The organism is Bauldia litoralis (assembly GCF_900104485.1).
Classification (GTDB): Bacteria; Pseudomonadota; Alphaproteobacteria; order Rhizobiales; family Kaistiaceae; genus Bauldia; species Bauldia litoralis.
Genome location: NZ_FMXQ01000006.1, coordinates 341,685 through 362,351, shown reverse-complemented (window position 1 = coordinate 362,351; position 20,667 = coordinate 341,685). Strand labels below are relative to the sequence as shown.

At 66.9% G+C, this 20,667-nt stretch carries 23 protein-coding genes and 1 riboswitch; of the genes, 4 read left to right on the top strand and 19 right to left on the bottom strand.

Annotated features, from left to right (window positions below):
• Positions 1-20: 20 nt before the first annotated feature.
• Genes cobO through BLT60_RS15935 form a run of 6 tightly spaced genes read right to left on the bottom strand, consistent with a single transcriptional unit; the run spans position 21 to position 6,926 of the window.
• Positions 21-644 (bottom strand): cob(I)yrinic acid a,c-diamide adenosyltransferase, encoded by a 624-nt coding sequence (gene cobO, locus BLT60_RS15960; RefSeq protein WP_090877733.1) that lies wholly within the window; start codon positions 642-644, stop codon positions 21-23.
• Positions 641-4,489 (bottom strand): cobaltochelatase subunit CobN, encoded by a 3,849-nt coding sequence (gene cobN / locus BLT60_RS15955; protein ID WP_090877732.1) that lies wholly within the window; start codon positions 4,487-4,489, stop codon positions 641-643. Before cobN ends, cobO begins: the two co-directional genes overlap by 4 nt.
• 3 nt (positions 4,490-4,492) lie before the next feature.
• On the bottom strand, positions 4,493-5,500 hold the full coding sequence (gene cobW, locus BLT60_RS15950) for a cobalamin biosynthesis protein CobW (protein ID WP_090877730.1): 1,008 nt from the start codon (positions 5,498-5,500) through the stop codon (positions 4,493-4,495).
• Positions 5,497-6,039 (bottom strand): bifunctional adenosylcobinamide kinase/adenosylcobinamide-phosphate guanylyltransferase, encoded by a 543-nt coding sequence (gene cobU, locus BLT60_RS15945; RefSeq protein WP_090877728.1) that lies wholly within the window; start codon positions 6,037-6,039, stop codon positions 5,497-5,499. Before cobU ends, cobW begins: the two co-directional genes overlap by 4 nt.
• The gene (locus tag BLT60_RS15940; RefSeq protein WP_090877727.1) at positions 6,039-6,737 is read right to left on the bottom strand and encodes a CbtA family protein; all 699 of its coding nucleotides are present in this window, start codon (positions 6,735-6,737) and stop codon (positions 6,039-6,041) included. The genes cobU and BLT60_RS15940 overlap by 1 nt, the downstream gene beginning before the upstream one ends.
• A 15-nt stretch (positions 6,738-6,752) precedes the next feature.
• Positions 6,753-6,926 carry a CbtB domain-containing protein gene (locus tag BLT60_RS15935; RefSeq protein WP_090877725.1) on the bottom strand — a complete coding sequence of 58 codons (174 nt, stop codon included), beginning with the start codon at positions 6,924-6,926 and terminating at the stop codon, positions 6,753-6,755.
• 38 nt (positions 6,927-6,964) lie between these two features.
• Positions 6,965-7,167, bottom strand: a riboswitch (cobalamin riboswitch).
• A 101-nt stretch (positions 7,168-7,268) separates the two neighbouring features.
• On the opposite strand from BLT60_RS15935, the gene lipB reads away from it, so the two are divergent.
• Positions 7,269-7,964 carry a lipoyl(octanoyl) transferase LipB gene (gene lipB, locus BLT60_RS15930; protein ID WP_244521294.1) on the top strand — a complete coding sequence of 232 codons (696 nt, stop codon included), beginning with the start codon at positions 7,269-7,271 and terminating at the stop codon, positions 7,962-7,964.
• On the opposite strand, the gene BLT60_RS15925 is transcribed toward lipB, so the two are convergent.
• The 10 genes from BLT60_RS15925 to rpoZ all read right to left on the bottom strand — a co-directional run bounded on the left by BLT60_RS15925 (position 7,961) and on the right by rpoZ (position 15,653).
• Positions 7,961-8,242 carry an acylphosphatase gene (locus BLT60_RS15925; protein ID WP_090877723.1) on the bottom strand — a complete coding sequence of 94 codons (282 nt, stop codon included), beginning with the start codon at positions 8,240-8,242 and terminating at the stop codon, positions 7,961-7,963. The genes lipB and BLT60_RS15925 overlap by 4 nt on opposite strands.
• An 8-nt stretch (positions 8,243-8,250) precedes the next feature.
• The gene (locus tag BLT60_RS15920) at positions 8,251-8,754 is read right to left on the bottom strand and encodes a DUF3291 domain-containing protein (protein WP_090877721.1); all 504 of its coding nucleotides are present in this window, start codon (positions 8,752-8,754) and stop codon (positions 8,251-8,253) included.
• Between the two features lie 82 nt (positions 8,755-8,836).
• Positions 8,837-9,748: a GTPase Era gene (gene era, locus BLT60_RS15915; RefSeq protein ID WP_090877719.1), complete on the bottom strand. Its 912-nt coding sequence runs from the start codon at positions 9,746-9,748 to the stop codon at positions 8,837-8,839.
• Entirely contained in the window at positions 9,738-10,484 is a 747-nt protein-coding gene (gene rnc / locus BLT60_RS15910; RefSeq protein WP_342028604.1) for a ribonuclease III, read from the bottom strand. Before rnc ends, era begins: the two co-directional genes overlap by 11 nt.
• Positions 10,442-11,185, bottom strand: coding sequence for a signal peptidase I (gene lepB, locus BLT60_RS15905; protein WP_090877715.1), 744 nt, complete (start codon positions 11,183-11,185; stop codon positions 10,442-10,444). The genes rnc and lepB overlap by 43 nt, the downstream gene beginning before the upstream one ends.
• A gap of 105 nt (positions 11,186-11,290) precedes the next feature.
• Positions 11,291-11,698, bottom strand: a complete 408-nt coding sequence (acpS, locus tag BLT60_RS15900) for a holo-ACP synthase (RefSeq protein WP_090877713.1) — start codon at positions 11,696-11,698, stop codon at positions 11,291-11,293.
• Complete coding sequence (locus BLT60_RS15895) at positions 11,695-12,222, bottom strand: DUF2062 domain-containing protein (RefSeq protein ID WP_244521293.1); 528 nt, start codon at positions 12,220-12,222, stop codon at positions 11,695-11,697. The genes acpS and BLT60_RS15895 overlap by 4 nt, the downstream gene beginning before the upstream one ends.
• Before the next feature lie 52 nt (positions 12,223-12,274).
• Positions 12,275-12,859 (bottom strand): orotate phosphoribosyltransferase, encoded by a 585-nt coding sequence (pyrE, locus tag BLT60_RS15890; RefSeq protein ID WP_090877709.1) that lies wholly within the window; start codon positions 12,857-12,859, stop codon positions 12,275-12,277.
• 10 nt (positions 12,860-12,869) lie between these two features.
• Positions 12,870-15,155: a RelA/SpoT family protein gene (locus BLT60_RS15885; protein ID WP_090877707.1), complete on the bottom strand. Its 2,286-nt coding sequence runs from the start codon at positions 15,153-15,155 to the stop codon at positions 12,870-12,872.
• 111 nt (positions 15,156-15,266) lie between these two features.
• Complete coding sequence (gene rpoZ / locus BLT60_RS15880) at positions 15,267-15,653, bottom strand: DNA-directed RNA polymerase subunit omega (protein WP_090877705.1); 387 nt, start codon at positions 15,651-15,653, stop codon at positions 15,267-15,269.
• Between the two features lie 298 nt (positions 15,654-15,951).
• Here rpoZ and BLT60_RS15875 point away from each other — a divergent pair, with 298 nt between their 5' ends.
• Positions 15,952-16,560: a LabA-like NYN domain-containing protein gene (locus BLT60_RS15875; protein WP_090877841.1), complete on the top strand. Its 609-nt coding sequence runs from the start codon at positions 15,952-15,954 to the stop codon at positions 16,558-16,560.
• A gap of 32 nt (positions 16,561-16,592) precedes the next feature.
• Positions 16,593-17,234 carry a uracil-DNA glycosylase gene (locus BLT60_RS15870; RefSeq protein WP_090877840.1) on the top strand — a complete coding sequence of 214 codons (642 nt, stop codon included), beginning with the start codon at positions 16,593-16,595 and terminating at the stop codon, positions 17,232-17,234.
• A 42-nt stretch (positions 17,235-17,276) separates the two neighbouring features.
• Here BLT60_RS15870 and BLT60_RS24410 read toward each other — a convergent pair whose 3' ends face one another.
• Entirely contained in the window at positions 17,277-17,435 is a 159-nt protein-coding gene (locus BLT60_RS24410) for a hypothetical protein (protein WP_175478477.1), read from the bottom strand.
• 192 nt (positions 17,436-17,627) lie between these two features.
• Between BLT60_RS24410 and BLT60_RS15865 the strand changes: the two genes are divergently transcribed.
• Positions 17,628-19,268 carry a winged helix-turn-helix domain-containing protein gene (locus BLT60_RS15865; protein WP_175478476.1) on the top strand — a complete coding sequence of 547 codons (1,641 nt, stop codon included), beginning with the start codon at positions 17,628-17,630 and terminating at the stop codon, positions 19,266-19,268.
• Between the two features lie 7 nt (positions 19,269-19,275).
• Here the strand turns inward: BLT60_RS15865 and BLT60_RS15860 are convergent, their stop codons facing one another.
• Positions 19,276-19,758 carry a cupin domain-containing protein gene (locus tag BLT60_RS15860; protein ID WP_090877838.1) on the bottom strand — a complete coding sequence of 161 codons (483 nt, stop codon included), beginning with the start codon at positions 19,756-19,758 and terminating at the stop codon, positions 19,276-19,278.
• A gap of 198 nt (positions 19,759-19,956) precedes the next feature.
• Entirely contained in the window at positions 19,957-20,577 is a 621-nt protein-coding gene (locus BLT60_RS15855; RefSeq protein ID WP_139167863.1) for a PilZ domain-containing protein, read from the bottom strand.
• Positions 20,578-20,667 lie beyond the last annotated feature (90 nt).

Here is a 20,667-nt window from a genome sequence, read left to right as displayed (position 1 = left end):
ACCTCACGGTAGCCAGCGGCTCAAAACTCGATCCCGAGCTGGGCCTTCACCCCGGATCGGAAGGGATGCTTGACCATCTCCATCTCGGTGACGAGATCGGCGGCCTCGATCAGGCTGTCGGGAGCGTTGCGGCCGGTGACGATGACATGGACGTCGTCGGGCTTTTCGTCGCGAAGGAAGGCGACAATTTCGTCCGCCGAGAGGTACCCGTAGCGCAGCACGATGTTGAGCTCGTCGAGCAGCACCAGCTTGTAGTCGCGGCTGACGATGATTTCCTTGGCGCGCTCCCAGGCCGACCGGGCAGCGGCGAGATCGCGTTGCCGGTCCTGGGTTTCCCAGGTGAAGCCTTCGCCCATCGTGTTGATCGAAACCTGGTCGCCGAACTTCTCCAGCGCCACCCGTTCGCCGGTCTGCCACTTGCCCTTGACGAACTGGATGATCGCCACCGGCAGGCCATGGCCAAGCGCCCGGAAAACCATGCCGAAAGCCGCGGTGGATTTGCCTTTTCCCTTGCCGGTATGGACGATCAGCAGGCCTTTTTCGATCGTCTTTGTAGCGACGATCTTGTCGCGCGCCTTCTTCTTCTTGCGCATCTTCTCGGCATGGCGGGCGTCGAGTTCCGCCTCGGTCATTTCGGTGGTCATTCCGCCGCCTCCCGGTGCTGGTCGATCAATGAGGACAGTCGATCATAGGCGCTGTTCGAGCGCGGCGACCAGAGGCCGCGGTCGATCGCCTCGCGGAACCGCGCCGCCATCTCCCGAAGTGCCGGAGCATTGGCGTCGGCGATGAAGGCGCGGACGGTTTCGTCGGCGATATAGGCGTCGAAGAGCTGGTCGAAATGGTGGTCGCCGACGGCGTCGGTCATCGCCGAATAGGCGAAGAGATAATCGACCGTAGCCGCCATTTCGAAAGCGCCCTTGTAGCCATGGCGCATAACCCCGGCGATCCATTTGGGATTCGCCGCGCGGCCGCGCACCACCCGGGCGATCTCTTCAGAAAGCGAGCGAACGACCGGCTTCTCGGAGCGCGAGTGGTCGCCGTGATAGACCGGCGGCGCGACCCCTTTCAGGGTTTCCACGGTCGCGGCCATGCCGCCCTGGAACTGATAATAGTCATCGGAATCAAGCACATCGTGCTCGCGGTTGTCCTGGTTGTGGAGAACCGCATCGGTGGCTTTCAGCCGTTCCGCAAAGAGCTCCCGGGTCGCGGCACCATGGCTGCCGCCGCCATAGGCGTAGCCGCCCCAGGCGAGGAAGGTCTCGGCGAAATCGGCGCGGTCCTGCCAGATCCCCTCGTCGATCAGCGCCTGCATGCCGGCACCGTAAGCGCCTGGTTTCGCACCGAAAATCCGCGTTGCCGCCAGCGTCCTGGCGACCCTCTCGTCGACCTTCGCGTCGGTCATCCGGTCCTCGGATTCGCGGATGGCGGCGGCGATCGGGTTGGCGGTGGCGTCCTCGTCGAGGGCCGCGATGGCGCGGACGGCGGAATCGATCAGGTCGATCTGGTCGGGAAAGGCATCGCGGAACATGCCGGAGACCTTCAGGGTCACGTCGATGCGCGGCCGGCCAAGCTCGGACAGCGCCATGACCCGGAACCCGGTGACGCGGCCAGTGCCTTGTTGCCATTGAGGTTCTGCGCCCAGCAGCGCCAGCACCTGGGCGATGTCGTCGCCACCGGTGCGCATGTTCGATGTGCTCCAGGCGGAGAGCGCGATCGACTTCGGCCACTCGCCGTGATCGTGGAAATAGCGGAGCGCCAGGGCGTCGGCGGCGGCGCGGCCGAGGGCCCAGGCCGCGGCGGTCGGCACGGCGCGGACGTCGACCGAGTAGAAGTTGCGGCCGGTCGGAATCACGTCCGGACGGCCCCTGGTCGGGGCGCCGGACGGACCGGGCGGCACGAAACCACCGGCGAGGCAGGTCTGGACGGCGGCTGTCTCGGCGTGTCCCGATGAATCGAGCGCCGGCGCCAGCTCGGAGGCGATCCAGTCGAGGACGGCGGAGGCGGCGGGCATGTCGGCCGACGTTATCCCCGCCGCCGGCGCGCCGGAGACGAGCGCGGCGGCCAGCGTCTCGAGACGCTCGACCGTATCACCAGCCGTCCGCCATGGTGTCCCGGATACGGCGGCGAGCGCCTGTGGTCGCGGTCCCGACCATGCCGAACCGAGATCGCAATCGAGCGGGTTGAAAGCGCCGAGACCGAGGTCTTCGGCGAGGGCCCGATGGAGCGAGCGGTCACAGGCGCGCTCGCCGCTCCGGGGCACCCGGGCGATCGCCACCAGCGTGTCGATCCGCTGCCGCCCCTCAGGCGCGGTTCCGAGGATGTGCAGGCCATCGCGGATCTGCATTTCCTTCAGCTCGCAGAGATGCGCGTCGAGGGTCTGCAACGCATCGCCTGCGGCGTCGCGGACGAGGCCGAGGTCGCGGTCGAGGCCGTGTCGCTCGGCGGTGGTGATGATCTCGTTTTCGAGCCAGTCGCGGCGGCGCTGGTCGACGCCGGCGGCGAGATAGTATTCGTCGATCAGGGTTTCGAGTTCGGCCAGCGGCCCGTGGATCTCGGCGCGGGTCATGGCCGGCATCAGGTGATCGACGATGACGGCGCTGGCGCGGCGCTTGGCCTGCGCCCCCTCGCCCGGATCATTGACGATGAAGGGGTAGACCAGCGGCGTCGCCCCGAGCGCCACTTCCGGCCAGCAGGTGCGCGACAGGCCGAGCGCCTTGCCGGGCAGCCATTCGAGATTGCCGTGCTTGCCGACATGGACCATCGCGTCGACGCCGAAGTCCTGGCGGAGCCAGGCGTAGAAGGCGAGATAGTGGTGTGGCGGCACGAGGTCGGGGTCGTGATAGGTCGCCTTGGGATCGATGTTGTAGCCACGCGCCGGCTGGACGCCGACGACGACATTGCCGAAGCGATGGATGGCGAGATGGAAGACGCCGTCCGAGAAATGCGGGTCGTCTTCGGGGGCGCCCCAGCGCTCGGTGAGGGCCTCGCGGATCTCCTCGGGAAGCGCATCGAAGAAAGCCTGGTAGGCGGTCAGCGGCAGGTTGACGTCACTCGCGCCGTCATTCCGGCGAAAGCCGGAATCCATCCCCAACCCTCTCACCGGTTCATCAAGGTCATCGATGGACCCCGGCTTTCGCCGGGGTGACGAAGGGGAAGTGTCGAGCGCATTGGTCAGCCCCGACAGCAGGAGCGCCATCAGATCCCGGCCGGTCTCGGGGAAGCCTGGCAGGGCATAGCCGGCCTCGCCCATCGCGGCGGCGATCCGGGCCGCACTCTCCGGGGTGTCGAGGCCGACGCCGTTGCCGATCCGGCCGTCGCGGTTGGGGTAGTTGGAGAGGACGAGCGCAATGCGGCGGTCGGCGGCGGGCTTCGCCGCGAGGCGCGCCCAGTTGGCGGCCTGCCTGGCGACGAAGGCGACGCGGTCGGCGACCGGCCGGTAGGTGGTGGTGCGGCTGTCGGTGGCCGGATCGTGGGTCTCGGCCTTGAAGGACACGGCGCGGGTGGTCAGCCGGCCATCGACTTCGGGAAGGACGATATTCATCGTCAGGTCGCGCGGCAGCAGGCCGCGCGTGCTGTCGCGCCACGCCTCCTCGCTCGATCCGGCGAAGATCACCTGGAGCACCGGCCGGCCCGGCCGATCAAGGACGGTGCCCTGCCCGGCCACGCCGATCTTCGAGACCGCGAAGGCCGTGGCGTTGAGGACGACTGCCGGCGGGATCAGGCCGAACAGGTCATCGAGGAAGGCTTCGCTCTCGCGGTCCTTGAGGCTGGTGACGAAAACCGGCAGGCCGGCGACACCGTCCGCCGCCAACGCCTCGACCAGCGCGTCGACCGGCGCTGTGGCGCCGCCCTGCAAGATGGAACGGTAGAAGACGATCGGCGCGACTGGTCGGTCGGGATCGAGGCGGGCTTTCGCCTCCTGCGGCGAAAGCACCCCGTGGCCCGGACAATAGCAGCCGGCATTCGCCACCGGGATCGCCTCGTCCGGGCGATCGCCACGGCCGATCAGGTGCGCCATGTGGTCGAGCGCGATCGCGGCATTGGCCTCGCCGCCGGCGACAAGGCAGCGCCAGAGGCGACGCGCGCCATCCTCCGGTATGTCGGAATACACAGCCAGGGCATCGTCCCAGCGGTCCTCGCCGGGGATGACGAGGAGGCGCGGCCCCCCCCCGGCGCGGGCCAGTTCGCGCAGCCGGTCCAGGCCATAGGGCCAGTAGCCGACGCCGCCCATGGCGCGGACGACGACCAGCTTCGCCTCCGCCAGCGTCTTCTCGGCATAGAGATCGACCGACGCGGGATGGGCGAGCCGGACAATGTTGGCGAGCCGGAGGCTCGGCGCGTCCGCGGGACGAGCGGCCGCGACGCTGGCGAGCAGCGCCAGTTCGCTGTCGGCGGAAGAAAGGAAGACGATATCGCCGGGCGATTGCTCGAGATCGACGGCAACATCGCCATCGTCGATCCGTTCGGTTTCGCCGGCGAGCAGGTGCATCGGTCAGCCGGCCAGACGCGCGGAGACCGCCGCGGTGTCGAAGTCGCTGAGGCCGATGACCACCAGCCGGTCGCTGCCCTCGGCGGGATCGAAATAGGTCTCGACGCGCGGGCCGACGCCCTGGACGACGACGGCGGCCGGCTTGCCGGCGATCCGTGCCCGACCCTTGACCCGGAGTACGCCGGGAACCGAGAGCGCCGCCCCGATCCGCTCGCGCAAGACGTCCATCGAGGCGAAGGCCGGCGGCTCGACGACGACACTGACGAAATCGTCGTGATCGTGGTCTTCCTCGCCGGCTCGCTCGTGGTGGCTCTCGCGGCCGACCATGTCGGCCTCGGCGCCGGAGGCGAGGCCGAGCAGCACATCGGCCGGCAGGCCCTTCGGCGAACCGTGGATCGACGGCGTGCCGTCGCGCGCCTCGCGGCGGACGATCGCATCGACCCGGTCGAGCGCCGCGGCATCGAGCAGGTCGGCCTTGCTGACCACGACCAGATCGGCGCAGCGCAACTGGTCCTCGAACAGTTCCTCGATCGGATCGTCGTGATCGCGGGCAGGAGCGTCGCCCTGGGGCGCCTGCGGAGCGAAGCGCCCGTCATCGACCGCCGCCGCGTCGACCACCGCGACAACGCCATCGACGGTGACGCGATGCTTGACCGTCGGCCAGGCGAAGGCGCGGACCAGCGGCTGCGGCAAGGCGAGCCCGGAGGTCTCGACGACGATGTGATCCGGCGCCGGATCGCGGGCGAGCAAGGCTTCCATCGTCGGCAGGAATTCGTCGGCGACCGTGCAGCAGATGCAGCCATTGGTCAGTTCGACGATCGAGTCCGGCCGGCAGTCGGCATCGCCGCAATCGCCGAGCAACCCGCCGTCGAAGCCCATGTCGCCGAACTCGTTGACGATCACGGCAATGCGCCGGCCGCCGGCCCCGGCGATCAGGTTGCGGATCAGCGTCGTCTTGCCGGCGCCGAGAAAGCCGGTGACGATCGTTGCGGGGATACGGGACTGGCTCATGAGGATACTCCGACCGGGCTTGCCGGCTTGATCTGCAGGGGGATGCCGGCCGCCATCAGCACGACGCGCGGAACGGAAGCCGCGACCGTCTGGTTGAGGACGCCCTGGGCGTCGGCATAACGGCGGGAAAGCTGGTTGGCGGGGATGATGCCGGAGCCGACCTCGTTGGAAACGAGGATGGCCGGTCCGCCCGCAGCGGCGAGCGCCGCAACCAACGCGCCGGTCGCGGCGTCGATGTCTCTTTCGCCATGCATCAGGTTGGACAGCCAGAGGGTCAGGCAGTCTACAAGGACGATGCTTCGCGGGCTGGCCGCAGCGGCCAAAGCCTCCGGCAGGTCGAGCGGTTCCTCGATCGTTTGCCAGTCCGGCCCGCGCCGCGCCCGGTGCGTCGCGATGCGTTCGGCCATTTCGCCATCGCCGGCCTGCGCGGTGGCGATGTAGACCGGCGACAGGCCGCTTTCAGCGACGCAGGCTTCCGCATGGCGGCTCTTGCCCGACCGCTGTCCGCCGACGACGAGGAGGTGGCCCGGACCGGCCATCACGGCTGCGTGGAGCCGGACAAACGCCGATGCAGCCAGCCGGCCGAGAAGCCGGCGAGCGTCCACAGGACGGCGCTGACCACCAGCGAGGCGATGACGAATTCGCCGGCCAGCGCCCCGGGATAGGCGACCTCGTGGCCTGGCGGCGGCGGCGCCCCGATGACATGGGGCAGGACGAACAGCGCCAGCCCGGCCGCCTTCACCGCCCAATGGCGACCGAAGGCGATCAGGGCGATGCCGGCGGCGGACGCCACCACAGTCGCCAGCCACCAGACCTGCCTGTCGACGAGATCGGCGGCCGGGGTGCCGGGCAGTTCCGGCGGCAGGCCGAGAGCCGGCATCAGCGAAGCGGCGACGAAACCCGCGGCGCCCCACAGGAGGCCATGCCGCGCGTCGATGCGGTCACCCCTCAACACCATCGCGGCGAGAAGGATCAGCGAGACGGCCGCGCCGAGAACGAGATTGGCGAGGACCGTATAGGCCCGGCGCTCGAAGCCATCGGCCGGCGCCCAGTCCCCGGCGTCGCCGTGATCGTGGGCGGGCGTCGCCGCGTCGTGGTGATGGCCGGAATCCGCGGTGCCCTCAAATTGCTCGGCATGCAGAATCAGCGGCTCGGTCGTGAAGAATTGCAGCGCCGAGATGACGACGCATACGACGAGGCCTGCGCCAAAGGCGCTGAAAACGATCGTCCTGAACATGATGCCCCCGAAGGATCAGTGACAGGGGAAGCCGGTCGCGTGACGGGCGTCATGCGCGGCGTTATGCAGCGCGCTCGGCCAGGCGAAGCCGGTGCCGAGATACAGCCCGAGGCCGAAGACCAGCGCGGCGAATGCCGGCAGAATCCGGGATGACAGGCGTGCCGTTGCCAGGGAGGACGTGGTGGTCATGGTCGCGTCTCTTTCTCCGTCCCGCCGACGGTAGATGAGGGTTCAAGGACGCGCCGGCAGGTCTCCTGGCTCGCGGGTCGAAGCTTTCCCCACGCCTTCCCGGTTTCCCAGTGGCGCGATGTGGGGGAGCTCGCCGCTTACAGTTGCGGGGGCAGCTGCGGGATCGGGACGCTGTCCCTCACCGCATTCCCGTTTAATCTCCGATACGATCGACCGAAGAACCGACGCGGCGCGCAGCCTAGGCCGCGCGGCGTCGCGAGGCAACCGGCTATCGACACGGTTTGCGGCGCGATCTGGGACTCCCTATGTTCAAACCATTCCAGAAACATGGCGAAACGCCCCATGCTCGACACCGTCACGACCGAAACCGGCATGCTGCCGACGGCGCCCTCGCCGATCGAATGGCGGATCGCCGAGGCTCCGGTTGTCTATCCCGACGCGGTCGCGGCGATGGAGGAGCGGGTCGCCGCGATTCGCAACGACGGCGCGCCGGAGCGGGTCTGGCTGGTCGAGCACCCGCCGCTCTACACAGCCGGCACCAGCGCCGACCCCAAGGATCTGCTGGAGCCGGACCGGTTTCCGGTGTTCCAGACCGGGCGTGGCGGCCAGTACACCTATCACGGCCCCGGCCAGCGGATCGCCTATGCGATGCTCGACCTCAACCGGCGGCAGCCGGACCTGCGCCGCTACGTGCGGACGCTGGAGGAATGGGTGATCCGGACGCTGGCCGCCTTCAACGTGCGCGGCGAACGACGCCAGGACCGCATCGGCGTGTGGGTGGCGCGGCCCGAGAAGGGCGTCGGCGCCGAGGACAAGATCGCGGCGATCGGCATCCGCATCCGGCGCTGGGTGACATTCCACGGCATCGCGTTGAACGTCGACCCGGTGCTGGAGAACTTTTCCGGCATCGTGCCCTGCGGCGTCCAGGGTCATGGCGTGACCAGCCTCGTCGACCTCGGCATCCCGGTGACGATGCCGGAAGTCGACGCGGTGATGCGGCGCGAATTCGAGGCGCTGTTCGGGGAGACCGCCGGCTAGAGCGTCGGCAACCCGTTGAATCCGTCTGGCAGGGTTTCGTCCCAGGCCGCTGTTTCGACTCCGGAAACCAGCGCCGCCGGCGGGCCTTCGCGGCACAGGCGTACCATCGCCTCGACCGCGTCCACCGGCCCCGAGACGACGGCCTCGACGGTGTCGTCCGACCGGTTGCGCACCCAGCCGGTGAGGCCGCGCGACCGCGCCTCACCGCAGAGCCAGGCGCGATAGCCGACGCCCTGGACCCGGCCGGCAATACGAAGGTGCAGCGTCTTGTCCGCCATCCGCCAGCTCAGCCGCTGGACCGGTAGCGCACGTCGCCGGGCGCGGCGTCGGGTTCGACCAGCGGCTCGATGCCGGGGGCCGGGTCGAACAGCTTGCGGAAATGGAAGGCATAGGCGCTCGGCCCAACCGCCTGGAGATGGGCGAGCCGCCGCCGGCCCTCGGCCGCATCGGGCCATGCGCCGGGCGCGATCCACCACAGGGCGAGATACGGCCCGTCAAACGGCGCGAACCACTCGGTGCGGCGCTGGACGAAGCCGCGATGGACGGTGTGATAGGCGAAGGCGTGCAGCGCCTCGGCCGACTCCCAGACCGACAGGTTGACGATCACCAGCGGGTCGTCGAAGGCGCTGATATGAGTGGCGTTGCCGCTGTCGTCCTTCAGACGCCAGAGAAAGCCCTCGCTGCGCTCGGCCAGCGCGTTGATCCGGTCGAGATTGTCGGCGAAATCGGCGATCCGGGGATCGTCGATGGGATGGCGCAGGCGGCCGACGTTGATCTCGGCAAGGTGCATGGGACGGGCTCCGCGCAACCGAGGGAACGGGGTGTTGTCGCAGCCGCGGGACGCGGCGGTCAAGCGCGCGGGGCGGCCGGCCTCAGTCCTTGGGGAACTCGATGCCCATCGCCCGGTAGCGCTCCGGATCGTCGCCCCACTTCTCGCGAACCTTGACGAACAGGAAGAGATGAACCGGCCGCTCGGCGATCTCGGCGATTTCCTTGCGCGCCGCCATCGAGATCGACTTGATCGCCGCGCCGCCCTTGCCGATGACGATCTTCTTGTGGCTGTCGCGGGTGACATAGATGGTCTGCTCGACCTTGGCCGAGCCGTCCTTCTGGTCGGTCCAGCGCTCGGTCTCGACCGTCGCCTGGTAGGGCAGTTCCTGGTGGATGCGCTCGAACAGCTTTTCGCGGGTGATCTCGGCGGCGAGCTGGCGGAGCGGCACGTCGGTCACCTCGTCCTCCGGGTAGAGCCAGGGGCCGGCCGGCACGCTGGCCGCCAGATGGGCGAGGAAGACGTCGAGCCCGTCGCCACTGGTGGCCGAGACCATGAAGGTGTCGGTGAAGGAGACCATCGCATTGGCCTGTTCGGCCAGCGCCAGCAACTCCTCCCGCTTGACCAGGTCGACCTTGTTGAGGACGAGGATCTTCGGGTGGGGAACGTCGGCCAGCCGTTCGAGAAGGTCGGTGACCTCGGAGACGAAGCCGCGTGACGCATCGATCATCAGGACGATGAGATCGGCGTCGCGGGCGCCGCTCCAGGCGGTCTCGACCATCGCCCGGTCGAGCCGGCGGCGCGGGGCGAAGATGCCCGGCGTGTCGACGAAGATGATCTGCGAGCGGCCGGCCATGGCGATGCCACGGACAATCGAGCGGGTGGTCTGCACCTTGCGGCTGACGATCGACACCTTGGTGCCGACCAGACGGTTGACCAGCGTCGACTTGCCGGCATTCGGCGCGCCGAGAACGGCGACGAATCCGCAACGGGTGGCTTCGGCTTCAGGCTCCATCGACAGTCTCCCAGACGCCCTCGCGGACGAGCATATTTGCGGCGGCATTCTGTTCGGCCTCGCGGCGGCTTCGCCCTTCGGCCCGCGCCGGCTCGGTCTGGTCGACGCGAACCTCGACCGCGAAGAGCGGCGCGTGGTCGGGACCGGACCGTCCGACGATCTCGTAGGTCGGCGTGCCGAGCGCCCTGCCCTGCGACCACTCCTGCAGCGTCGTCTTGGCGTCGCGCAGCGAGCCTTCCCAGGTCAGCATCCGCGGCTGCCAATGGGTGGCGATGAAGCGCCGGGCGACACCGATGCCGCCGTCGAGATGCAGAGCGCCGATCACCGCCTCGCACACATCGCCGAGGATCGCCGCCTTGCGCCGGCCGCCCGACTGGGCCTCGCCGAGACCCAGCCGGATGGCGGCGCCGAGGTCGAGGTCGCCCGCCACCGCGGCGCAGGCCTCGTTGCGGACCAGCGCGGTGAGCCGGCGGGACAGTTCGCCCTCGCTGGCATCCGGAAACTGGGCGATCAGCAATTCGGCGATGACCAGGCCGAGCACCCGGTCGCCGAGGAATTCCAGCCGCTGGTAGGTTTCGTCGCCGGTCTCGACCGCGCTGGCATGGGTCAGCGCGATCTCGAGCAGCCTGTGATCTGAAAACGTGTGGCCGAGGCGCTTCTGCAGCGCCGCGATGGCTGCGTCGTCGCGGCCGCTCATTCCACGGACGTGAACATCCGATCCCAGCGCACGGTCCACGGCCACCTCCAGAACTCCCAGGCCCGGGCGCCATCCTCGACGGAGAAGAAGATGACTTCGGCGCGGCCGACGAGGTTCTCGAAGGGCACGTAGCCGACGGCGCCGAGGACGCGGCTGTCGGTGGAATTGTCGCGGTTGTCGCCCATCATGAAATAGTGGCCGGCCGGAACTTCATAGACCTGCGTGTTGTCGAGGCTCCCGGCGCCCCGGTCGAGCGTCGTGTAGCTGACGCCGTTGGGCAGGGTTTCCTCGATCTCGTCGTAGCGAACGCCATCATCGTCCACCCAGTCGCCGATCTTCTCGTGTTCGACTTCCTTGCCGTTGATCGACAACACGCCGTCGGTGACCTGGATCTGGTCGCCCGGCAGGCCGATCACGCGCTTGATGTAGTCGGTCGAATTGTCACGCGGCAGCTTGAACACCACCACGTCGCCCCGCTCCGGCTCCGCCGCCCAGATCCGGCCCTCGAAGAGGTTCGGCCCGAAGGGGAAGGAGTAGCGGCTGTAGCCATAGGCGTATTTGGAAACGAAAAGGTAGTCGCCGATCAGCAGCGTTTCCTTCATCGATCCCGATGGGATGTTGAACGGCTGGAACAGGAATGTCCGGACGATCAAAGCCAGAAGCAGCGCCTGGATGACGATCTTGACCGTCTCGCCAAACCCGCTGCTTTTTCCACGCGTCTTCTCGGTGGCCACGCTCATTGTCTCGATCTCGGTCGGGGGGAGGTTCCATACAAAGGAAATCCGGTCCGGTCATACCGGCTCGGATGGGCTTTCGCAACGCCGTGCCGCCCAAAGGAGTCCACTTTAAGGTGCCTCGCCCGGCAGGGCCTCGATGATGACGAAAGCCTGTGCCTGCGGGTATTCGTCGGTGATGGTCAGGTTGATCGCGGCGTGGTGGCCGGCCGGCATGAGGGCAGCAAGGCGATCTGCCGCACCGCCGGTCAGCGCCATGGTCGGCTTGCCGGACGGCAGGTTGACCACGCCCATGTCGCGCCAGAAGACCCCGGAACTCATGCCGGTGCCCAGCGCCTTGGCGCAGGCCTCCTTGGCGGCGAAGCGCTTGGCATAGGACGCAGCGCGCATCCTGCGCCGCTCGGACTTGCGAATCTCGATGTCGGTATAGATGCGCCGGATGAAGCGTTCGCCATGGCGCTCCAGCACCTTCTCGATGCGGCGGATATCGATCAGGTCGTTGCCGATGCCGATGATCATTCGCCCGGAACCTCCGAAGGTGCGTGCCCCGCTTCCGGCCGGTGCCGGGCTGCCAGACGTTCGCGCCGCGCCGCCTGATAGGCCCTAACAGCGGCCCGAACGATGAAATAGGCGATCGCGCCCGAAACCACGCCAAGCGGCAGCGCGCCGACGAGCATCGGCCGCAGGACCCGCATGATCTCCGCCCATGGCGCATGGAACAGGTCGGCATGCAGCGGCGGCGGCGGCCGGCCACCATGGCCCAGAATCCAGTGGCCGACGGAATAGGAGGCCCACCACATCAGCGGAAAGGTCAGCGGATTGCCGACCACCGTACCGAAGAGCGCGGCAAGGACGTTGCCACCGACGATCATCGCGACGGCCATCGCCATCAGGAAATGAAAGCCGAAGAGCGGCGTCCACGACACCAGCACCCCGCAGGCAAAACCGGCCGCGATCGCATGCGGCGAGGCGCTTAGCCGAAGTACCCGCTTGCCGAAATACTTGAGCGAACGCTTCCAGCTCTGGCGTGGCCAGACGGCCACCCTCAGCTTTTCGGTTCTGCTCGGAGGTGTGCGACGACGAAACAGCATGCTTTCAAGTGGCCAATCCGCGGCTACCCGGCTTCACCGCCGGTATGGCCGCCATTTCCGGCGGAATCGCGTCGGCCGCGTAGGCCGGCACCTTGTAATTGGCGAGCGCGATCAGCGGCACGCCGACATCGGCCTCGCCCGCCGACCGGTCGATCAGGCACGCGCAGGCGACAACCTCGGCGCCCAGCGCCCGCACCGCCTCGATTGTCTCGCGAATCGACAGGCCCGTCGTGACGATATCCTCGACGATCAAAACCCGCGCGCCGGGCTCGACCTCGAACCGGCGGAGGCGAAATACCCCCTCCTCCCGCTCCACCCACATCGCCGGCACGCCAAGCTGGCGGGCCGTCTCATAGCCCGGAACGAGACCGCCGACCGCTGGCGAGATGACGACATCAATATCGCCCACACCCGCGGCCCGGACCTTGTCGGCAAGCGCCCGGCAAAGCTGCTCGGTCTTGTCCGGATACATGAAGACCCGCGCCTTCTGCAGAAAGACCGGGCTCCGCAAGCCGGAACTGAGGATGAAGTGGCCTTCGAGCACGGCACCCGCGCTACGGAACACCTCGATCACTTCGGCATCGGTCATCACTCGTCCTTCAGGCATGGACCCGGGCCGCCGAGTTCACCACCGGCCGCGCCCGCAACTGGGCGATTAGACGCGACAAATGCTTCAAATCGAAGACTTCGAGATCGATCAGCATCACCGAGAAATCCGGGGCGGCCTGAGTAATGCTGAGGTTGGAAATATTACCGTCGCTATCCGCAATCACCTGGGCAATCTGGGCAAGGGTACCCGGCTCGTTCATCGCCGTCACTTCAATCCGTGCCGGAAAACGACCGGCGGCATCCTCGTCCATCTCCCAGCGCACGTCCAACCAGCGATCGGGCTCCTCGTCGAAGTCCTTCAACGCCTGCGAGGTGATCGGGTAGATCGTCACCCCCTGGCCCGGCGTGGTGATGCCGACGATGCGCTCGCCCGGCAGTGCGCCGCCGGCGGCAAAGCGCACGGGCTGATCGCCGGCAAGACCGCGGATCGGCATGACCCGGTCGGCCTTTTCCGTCTCGGCCCTGGCGGCGCCATCGACCTTTCGGGTGAAATTCGCCAGCCGGAACTTGAGGCCGGCGGCCCGGGGCAGGCCGAACCACCCCTCCTCGTTCCGCGCCCTGCCACGCGCCGGGCGTTCGTCCTTGTGGTCCGGATAGGCCGCCTTGAGCACATCGGCGAGCGGGATCTCGCCGCGTCCGACGCCGGCCAGCGCGTCATCAAGGTTGGATTGGGCGAGACGCGGCAGAATGGTTTTCACCAGTTCGTCCGAATAGGGCCGCCTGGCGCGCTCGAAGCCGCGCTCGAGGATACGACGACCGAGCCCCGCATACTGACGCCGCACGGCGGTGCGGGTCGCCCGTCGGATCGCCGAACGCGCCTTGCCGGTGACGACCATCGATTCCCACGCCGCCGGCGGCACCTGCGCCTTGGAACAGACGATCTCGACCTCGTCGCCATTCTGCAATTCGGTCATCAGCGGCATCGTCCGGCCGTTGATCCGGCCGCCGACGCAGGTATCGCCGATGTCGGTATGGACGGCGTAGGCGAAGTCGATCGGCGTGGCGCCGCGCGGCAGCGCGATCAGCCGCCCCTTCGGGGTGAAGCAGAACACCTGATCCTGGAACAACTCGAGCTTGGTGTGCTCGAGAAACTCCTCCGGCGTGTCGCCCTCGGCCAGCATCTCGATGGTATGGCGAAGCCACTGATAGGCGCGAATCTCGGCATCGAAGCCGCCCTTGCCGTGCGACGAGCCGTTGGCGCCATTGACGCCGTTCGCCCCATTGCCCTTGGCCTTGACCGGCACCTCGTCCTTGTAGAGCGCGTGGGCGGCGATGCCGTATTCGGCGATCCGGTTCATCTCGGCCGTGCGAATCTGCAGTTCGACACGCTGGCGGCCGGGGCCGATGACGGTCGAATGGATCGAACGATAGTCGTTCTGCTTCGGCGTCGAGATATAGTCCTTGAACCGGCCGGGAACCGCCGGCCAGGTGCTGTGAACGACGCCAAGGGCGGCATAGCATTCCGGGATCGAACCGACGATGACCCGGAAGCCGATGATATCGGACAGTTGCTCGAAACTGACCGCCTTGCGCTCCATCTTGCGGAAGATCGAATAGGGCCGCTTCTCGCGACCATGCACCTTGGCGGCAATGCCGCGTCGGGCGAACCCTTCCGTCAGTTCGCTCTCGATGCCGACGATCAAGGTGCTGGATCGCCGCCGCAATTCATCAAGGCGATCGGCGATGGTGGCGTAGGCTTCAGGATTGACGACGCGAAAGGCGAGCTCTTCCAGTTCCTCGCGCATGTCGTGCATGCCCATGCGGCCGGCAAGCGGCGCATATATTTCCAGCGTCTCCTCGGCCGTCCGCTTGCGCGACGCCTCCGGCATGAACTGCAGGGTGCGCATGTTGTGCAGGCGGTCGGCGAGCTTGACGAGAAGGACCCGGACATCCTCGGAAATGGCGAGGAGCAGCTTGCGGAGGTTCTCCGCCTGCGCCGCCTTCTTGGAGACCAGGTCGAGCTTCTGGATCTTGGTGAGGCCCTCGACCAGTCGGCCGATATCCTCGCCGAAGGTCGAATCGATCTCGGCGCGGGTGGCGTCCGTGTCCTCGATCGTGTCGTGGAGCAGCGCCGCCGCGATGGTCGCGTCGTCGAGCCTGAGGTCGGTGAGAATCGCTGCGACTTCAAGCGGATGGGAGAAATAGGGGTCGCCGTTGGCACGCTGCTGGCTGCCATGCTTCTGCATGGCGTAAACGTAGGCCTTGTTCAGCAGGTTCTCGTCCGCGTGTGGATTATACCGCGTGACCCGCTCGACCAACTCGTACTGGCGCATCATGGCGCAGGTATCCGACGACTTTATCCCGGTCGCACAACGCGACCGGGATCACTTGACCCCTGCCAACAATATAGGAACGAGAAGGTTTAGAAGCTATGGAACCGACGGCAATCAGAAATCGTCGGTCTTGTCGGGCGGCACCATGCTTTCCAGACCGCGCAGCAACTCGTCCTCGGACATCCGGTCGAAGGCAACCTCGCCGTCGTCCTCGGCGCCCGCGGCCTTCGGCGCGGCAATCATCGGCACCGCCTCGGGCTCCGGCTCGTCGACCTCGACATACTTCTGCAGCGAATGGATGAGGTCTTCCTTGAGGTCGTCCGGCGAAATCGTCTCCTCGGCGATCTCGCGCAGCGCCACGACCGGGTTCTTGTCGTTGTCGCGATCGACGGTCAGCGGCGAGCCGCTGGAAATCATCCGACCGCGATGACTGGCGAGCAGCACCAGTTCAAAACGGTTCTCTACCTTGTCGACGCAATCTTCGACTGTGACGCGAGCCATGGGCCAGTCTCCTGAGGAAATCGGGGGTTAGCGGTGGAAATAGGCTGCTTCCCCGGCAAAAGCAAGGCTCCAGACTGGAACGGCTCTGGACTGGAAGGATAATGACGCTATATCGCTTGACATAATCGAAGAAGTTCCGGAAACGGAGCGAAATTTCGGCGGGACCATTTGATACCGAATAAATCGGAAGAGCACACAGTCCGCGACCAGTGTCGCCCAGTCGGGCGAAGTTCCGACACGACCTTCCGACTCCCGCGTTCGCACCTCCCATGTATTAAGCAGGCTGAGAATGAAACCGATGTTTGACGAGCGCGAAAAAATTGCCCTTTTCATCGATGGAGCGAACCTCTACGCGGCGGCGAAGGCACTTGGTTTCGACATAGATTACAGGCGCTTGCTCCAGGAATTTCAGACCAAGGGCTACATGCTTCGGGCCTACTACTTCACGGCACTGGCAGAGGATCAGGAGTACTCGTCGATCCGTCCGCTGATCGACTGGCTCGACTATAACGGCTACTCCGTCGTGACCAAGCCGACCAAGGAATTCGTCGACGCGACCGGACGCCGCAAGATCAAGGGCAACATGGACATCGAACTGGCGGTCGCCGCCATGGAGATGGCCGAGACGGTCGACCACCTGGTGCTGTTTTCCGGCGACGGCGACTTCCGCTCCCTGGTCGAGATGATCCAGCGCAAGGGTCGCAAGGTCACGGTCGTCTCGACCATGGCCTCCCAGCCGCCGATGATCGCCGACGAATTGCGGCGCCAGGCAGACCACTTCGTCGATCTCGTGACGTTGAAGCAGAAACTCGGCCGCGATCCGGCCGAGCGGCCGGCTCGGCCGGAGCGCGCCCCGCAGGGCGAAGAGCCCGGCTTCGAGGACGATTTCGACGACGACGAGGATTGAGCGAGAGCCGGATCGCGGCGGACGAGCCGGCGATGGCGACCGAACCGGAGCGGGACTGCCCGCTTTGCCCGCGGCTGGTGGCGTTCCGCGAAACGTGGCGCGCGGCCGAACCGACGTGGCACAACGCGCCGGTGCCGACCTTCGGATCGCTGGATGCCGGGCTGCTGGTCGTCGGTCTGGCGCCGGGCGTGCGCGGCGCCAACCGCACCGGTCGCCCCTTCACCGGCGACTATGCCGGCGACCTCCTTTATCGCACGCTGCTCGACTTCGGCTTCGCGACCGGCACGTATGACGCCCGTCCCGACGACGGCCTGACACTTGTCGACGCGGCGATCACCAACGCCGTGCGTTGCGTGCCGCCGGAAAACAAGCCGACGACCGTCGAGATAAAGACCTGCCGGCCGTTCCTGATCGACACCATCGCGGCGATGCCGAATCTTGCCGTCATCCTGAGCCTCGGCCGGATCGCCCATGACAGCGTCATCGCGACGCTGGGCCTGAAACGCTCGGCCATGCCGTTCGGCCACGCGGCGGCCTATGACCTCGACGCCGGCCCGGCGCTGGTCAGCAGCTACCACTGCTCCCGCTACAACACCAACACCGGCCGCCTGACCGAGCCGATGTTCCGCGCGGTGTTCGAGGCAATCCGGGCGCGACTGCCGGCGCAAGGCTGAAGGCGCGCAGGCAGCAGCGACCGGATCGTGGGTTCCCCGGCGCTACTTCGGGAACGTTACGCCCCGCCAGACCGGCCACGCCGCCTCGGCGAAGGGTGCGGGCCGCAGGATCCGCCCGCGGTCGCCGCCGGTCGCGGCGGCACGATGGGTTCCGGCCGGGGTCTTGGCATGGTTCGGGGCAGTCCGGGTCGTGTCGGTCATCTGGGTTCTCCCGTGTTGCGGAATGCTTCCGCCGATGCACCCACAGTGCCCTGCCCCGGCCCGTGCTGCTTGAGGACGGGTGAACGATTGGCTGGTGATTGGGCGGGGATTGCCGGGTCTTTGGGGGAACTTCGCCGCTGGATCGCCCGCGGCGATTGCAATAGGCTTTCCGGCAACAGCGCGGAGGGGCGGATGATTTTCCGTTTCGATGATTTCGAGGTCGATACGGAAAAGTTCGAACTGCGGCAGGACGGGGTCGTTCGACCGGTCGAGCCGCTGGTCTTTGACCTGATCTCCTATCTCTCACGCAACCCGGGACGGGTCATCGGCCGCGATGAGGTGATCGACGGGGTCTGGAAAGGCCGCATCGTTTCCGACGCGACGGTCGCCGGTTGCGTCAAGTCGGCGCGCAAGGCGCTCGGCGACAGTGGCGATCACCAGAAATATATCCGTACCGTCCGCGCCCGCGGTTTCGAATTCCTCGGCGTCGTTTCCAGCCCGGGCCGCGACGCGGCGCCTGTGACGACGTCAGAGATCATCGCGCCCGAAGCGCCGGCCGCCGACCTGACCGTCGTGCCGGCAGATGACGACGGCCCCTCCCCGCCGCGGCCCCGGGGCGGAACCATGCCAAAGCTCGCGGTCCTGCCGTTCGAGAATCTCAGCGTCGAGACGGACGAGTATTTTGCCGACGGCCTGACCGAAGACATCATCACCAACCTGTCGCGTTTCAGGGACCTGCTGGTCATCGCGCGGACGACGACCTTCCGGTTCAAGGGCCGGCCGGTCGAAGCGAGAGACCTCGCCGAACAGCTCGACGTCGGCTTCGTGGTCCAGGGCAGCGTGCGGCGCGCGGCTGGCCGGGTGCGCATCTCGGTCCAGCTCATCGATGCGGCGAGCGGCCTTCACCTGTGGGCGGAACGCTACGACCGCGAGCTGGGCGACATCTTCGAGGTTCAGGACGACCTGACAAGAACCATCGCCTCCACACTGGGCGTGACGCTCCAGGATGTCGCGCACCGGCGGGCGATGACCAGGAACCCGGCCGAACTCGGCGCTTACGACCTTCTTCTGCGGGCCCGGCGCTACACGGCGCTGCTGACGCCCGAGGTCCACGCCGAGGCGCGCGACCTGCTCGAACAGGCGGTAGCCCTCGATCCGACCTCGGCCGATGCACACGCCCTGCTCGCCAACGTCTATCTCGCCGAACATCGTTTCGAGAGCAATCCGCGCCCGGATCCGATCGGCCGGGCGATGGCGATGGCGCAGACCGCGACCCGGCTCGATCCGCAGAACGCCTATGCCCATTGCTGGCTGGCGATCGTCCATTTCTTCCGGGGCGAGAACGACAAGTTCAAGGCCGAATCGCAGATCGCCCTGACCCTCAATCCCAACGATCCGGAGATCCTTGCCGACGTCGGCCACTACCTGGCCTTCATGGGCGAGTTCAAGCGCGGCACCGACCTGTCGCGCCAGGCCCAGCAGCTCAATCCGCTGCATCCCGGCTGGTACCATTTCAGCTTCGCGCGCTACCACTACGACCGGCGCGAGTATCTTGAGACGATAGCTCACATGGAGCGGGCCGGTTATCCCCACTTCTACTGGACCCACCTGCTCAACGCCGCCGCGCTGGGCCAGATGCAACGTCCCGAAGCGGCGGCATCGCTCGCCCGCATCTTCGAGATAAAGCCGGATTTCGCCGCGCGCACGGAATTGGCCAAATGGGGCGCACCGCCGCACGATCTCGAACACCTGATGGACGGGCTCCGCAAGGCCGGCCTCGACGACCGGCCCGCGGAAACCGTCCCGCGCCGAAGTCCGGCGCGGGACGACTGACCGCGACCTACTGGGTCATCGGATCATCGGCCGGATCCATGTAGGTGATGTCGAACGGTCCGGGGCCGTGGATCTGGACCACCACTTCGGTCGCGGCCCATGCGAAGTGAGGATGACCGGCCGGCATCTCGACAAAGCCACCGACGGGCAGGACCTCGCCCTTGTCCATGTCGAGCTTCTTGCCGTGGCCGATGCCGAACTCACCGGCGATGACGGTGATCAGTTCATCGCCCGAATGGATATGGGCCGGCACTTCGTACCCTTCCGGGAACTTGAGACGAAGGACGAAAGGCCCCTCCTCCATGGGATTTCCGGAAAGGACGGCGAGTTGCGCGCCGGGCGGGAGGATCGGCGGAGCGTCGCCCCAGGCGAGCGAGTCGGGAGCCATCGCCGGGGGGGCGTCGTGGGATCCGGCGAAACCTGGCTGGGCGCCAATGCTGAAGGCAGCAAGCGCGAGGAGCGGAAGTGAAATGCGACTGATTGCGAACATGATCGTTATCTCCAAGGACTGGATTGAACAGCCGGGCTGGCTGCGATGAAACGATCGTGCCGATTGCCGGCGACCCGCGCTTGAAGAAGCGCGGGTCGCATTCCGGGGATTTGAGGGGGAGCGGAGGGAGATTTACGGCCGCAGGCGCGGATACATGCAGAACGGGAGCGGTCTCGGCGGGGAGAGCGCCCCTCGGGGTCACGCCGCGTTGGCGCGATCGCCTGCCACCGTCGATATCTGATCCCACCTGTCGGCCAGGGTCCCGTCGGCCGAGACGTTTTCGAACCGCACGGCAACGCCATGTTCCGTGTGGCGGACCACGCGGCCCTGAAGGACTCCCAGCCGGAGCAGTGCACCGATCGGCGGGATTTGTCCGGCGACCTTCACCTCGGCACCGAGGATCGAAAGATTGACGATCTCGCAAGCCGGTCCCGACGGCAGGTTGGCCATCGGCGTCAGGTCGGCGGACGGGACGCGTACATCGCGGCGGCGCTCCCGGCCATCGAAGGTCCTTGTCATCCTTTGCAGGCGCTCCAGTCGATCCGAGAGCTTCCTTGTCGCCGCCTCCGACTGCGTCAGTTGCAGCGCGAAGCCGCCATCGACATAGCGGACGATCTTGCCCTGCATGCGTCCGAGCCTGTCGCTGTAGACGACAACGGGTTCGCCCAGCGAGCCGGCTTCGGGAGCCTCCATTCCGATGCCGCCCAGCGCCACGTCGATCAGGGTGCACAGATATTCGCGTCGATCCGAGAGCATGTAACGGCCCATCAATTCGACTTTCGTACGCTTGTACTTTCTCTTGTCTGTTACCTCAGTCACGTCCAACACTCGCCCTTTGCCTTCGAAGGTCGGACATATACCCCACAAGTCGTGTACAGGCGCTTAACCAGGCGGTTGTTTCCTGCAACC

Bases quoted from the DNA above. Each gene is read 5' to 3' on its own strand.
- BLT60_RS15920 (WP_090877721.1), bottom strand. From the start codon at position 8,754: ATGCACCTTGCCGAGATCAACGTCGGCCGCCTGCGCCATCCCATCGAC.
- BLT60_RS15925 (WP_090877723.1), bottom strand. From the start codon at position 8,242: ATGGCGGACAAGACGCTGCACCTTCGTATTGCCGGCCGGGTCCAGGGC.
- lepB (WP_090877715.1), bottom strand. From the start codon at position 11,185: ATGAGCGTGGCCACCGAGAAGACGCGTGGAAAAAGCAGCGGGTTTGGC.
- cobW (WP_090877730.1), bottom strand. From the start codon at position 5,500: ATGAGCCAGTCCCGTATCCCCGCAACGATCGTCACCGGCTTTCTCGGC.
- BLT60_RS15870 (WP_090877840.1), top strand. From the start codon at position 16,593: ATGGCGACCGAACCGGAGCGGGACTGCCCGCTTTGCCCGCGGCTGGTG.
- BLT60_RS15940 (WP_090877727.1), bottom strand. From the start codon at position 6,737: ATGTTCAGGACGATCGTTTTCAGCGCCTTTGGCGCAGGCCTCGTCGTA.
- cobN (WP_090877732.1), bottom strand. From the start codon at position 4,489: ATGCACCTGCTCGCCGGCGAAACCGAACGGATCGACGATGGCGATGTT.
- cobO (WP_090877733.1), bottom strand. From the start codon at position 644: ATGACCACCGAAATGACCGAGGCGGAACTCGACGCCCGCCATGCCGAG.
- rpoZ (WP_090877705.1), bottom strand. From the start codon at position 15,653: ATGGCTCGCGTCACAGTCGAAGATTGCGTCGACAAGGTAGAGAACCGT.
- lipB (WP_244521294.1), top strand. From the start codon at position 7,269: ATGCTCGACACCGTCACGACCGAAACCGGCATGCTGCCGACGGCGCCC.
- BLT60_RS15885 (WP_090877707.1), bottom strand. From the start codon at position 15,155: ATGATGCGCCAGTACGAGTTGGTCGAGCGGGTCACGCGGTATAATCCA.
- BLT60_RS24410 (WP_175478477.1), bottom strand. From the start codon at position 17,435: ATGACCGACACGACCCGGACTGCCCCGAACCATGCCAAGACCCCGGCC.
- acpS (WP_090877713.1), bottom strand. From the start codon at position 11,698: ATGATCATCGGCATCGGCAACGACCTGATCGATATCCGCCGCATCGAG.
- BLT60_RS15865 (WP_175478476.1), top strand. From the start codon at position 17,628: ATGATTTTCCGTTTCGATGATTTCGAGGTCGATACGGAAAAGTTCGAA.
- era (WP_090877719.1), bottom strand. From the start codon at position 9,748: ATGGAGCCTGAAGCCGAAGCCACCCGTTGCGGATTCGTCGCCGTTCTC.
- BLT60_RS15935 (WP_090877725.1), bottom strand. From the start codon at position 6,926: ATGACCACCACGTCCTCCCTGGCAACGGCACGCCTGTCATCCCGGATT.
- BLT60_RS15875 (WP_090877841.1), top strand. From the start codon at position 15,952: ATGTTTGACGAGCGCGAAAAAATTGCCCTTTTCATCGATGGAGCGAAC.
- cobU (WP_090877728.1), bottom strand. From the start codon at position 6,039: ATGGCCGGTCCGGGCCACCTCCTCGTCGTCGGCGGACAGCGGTCGGGC.
- pyrE (WP_090877709.1), bottom strand. From the start codon at position 12,859: ATGACCGATGCCGAAGTGATCGAGGTGTTCCGTAGCGCGGGTGCCGTG.
- BLT60_RS15860 (WP_090877838.1), bottom strand. From the start codon at position 19,758: ATGTTCGCAATCAGTCGCATTTCACTTCCGCTCCTCGCGCTTGCTGCC.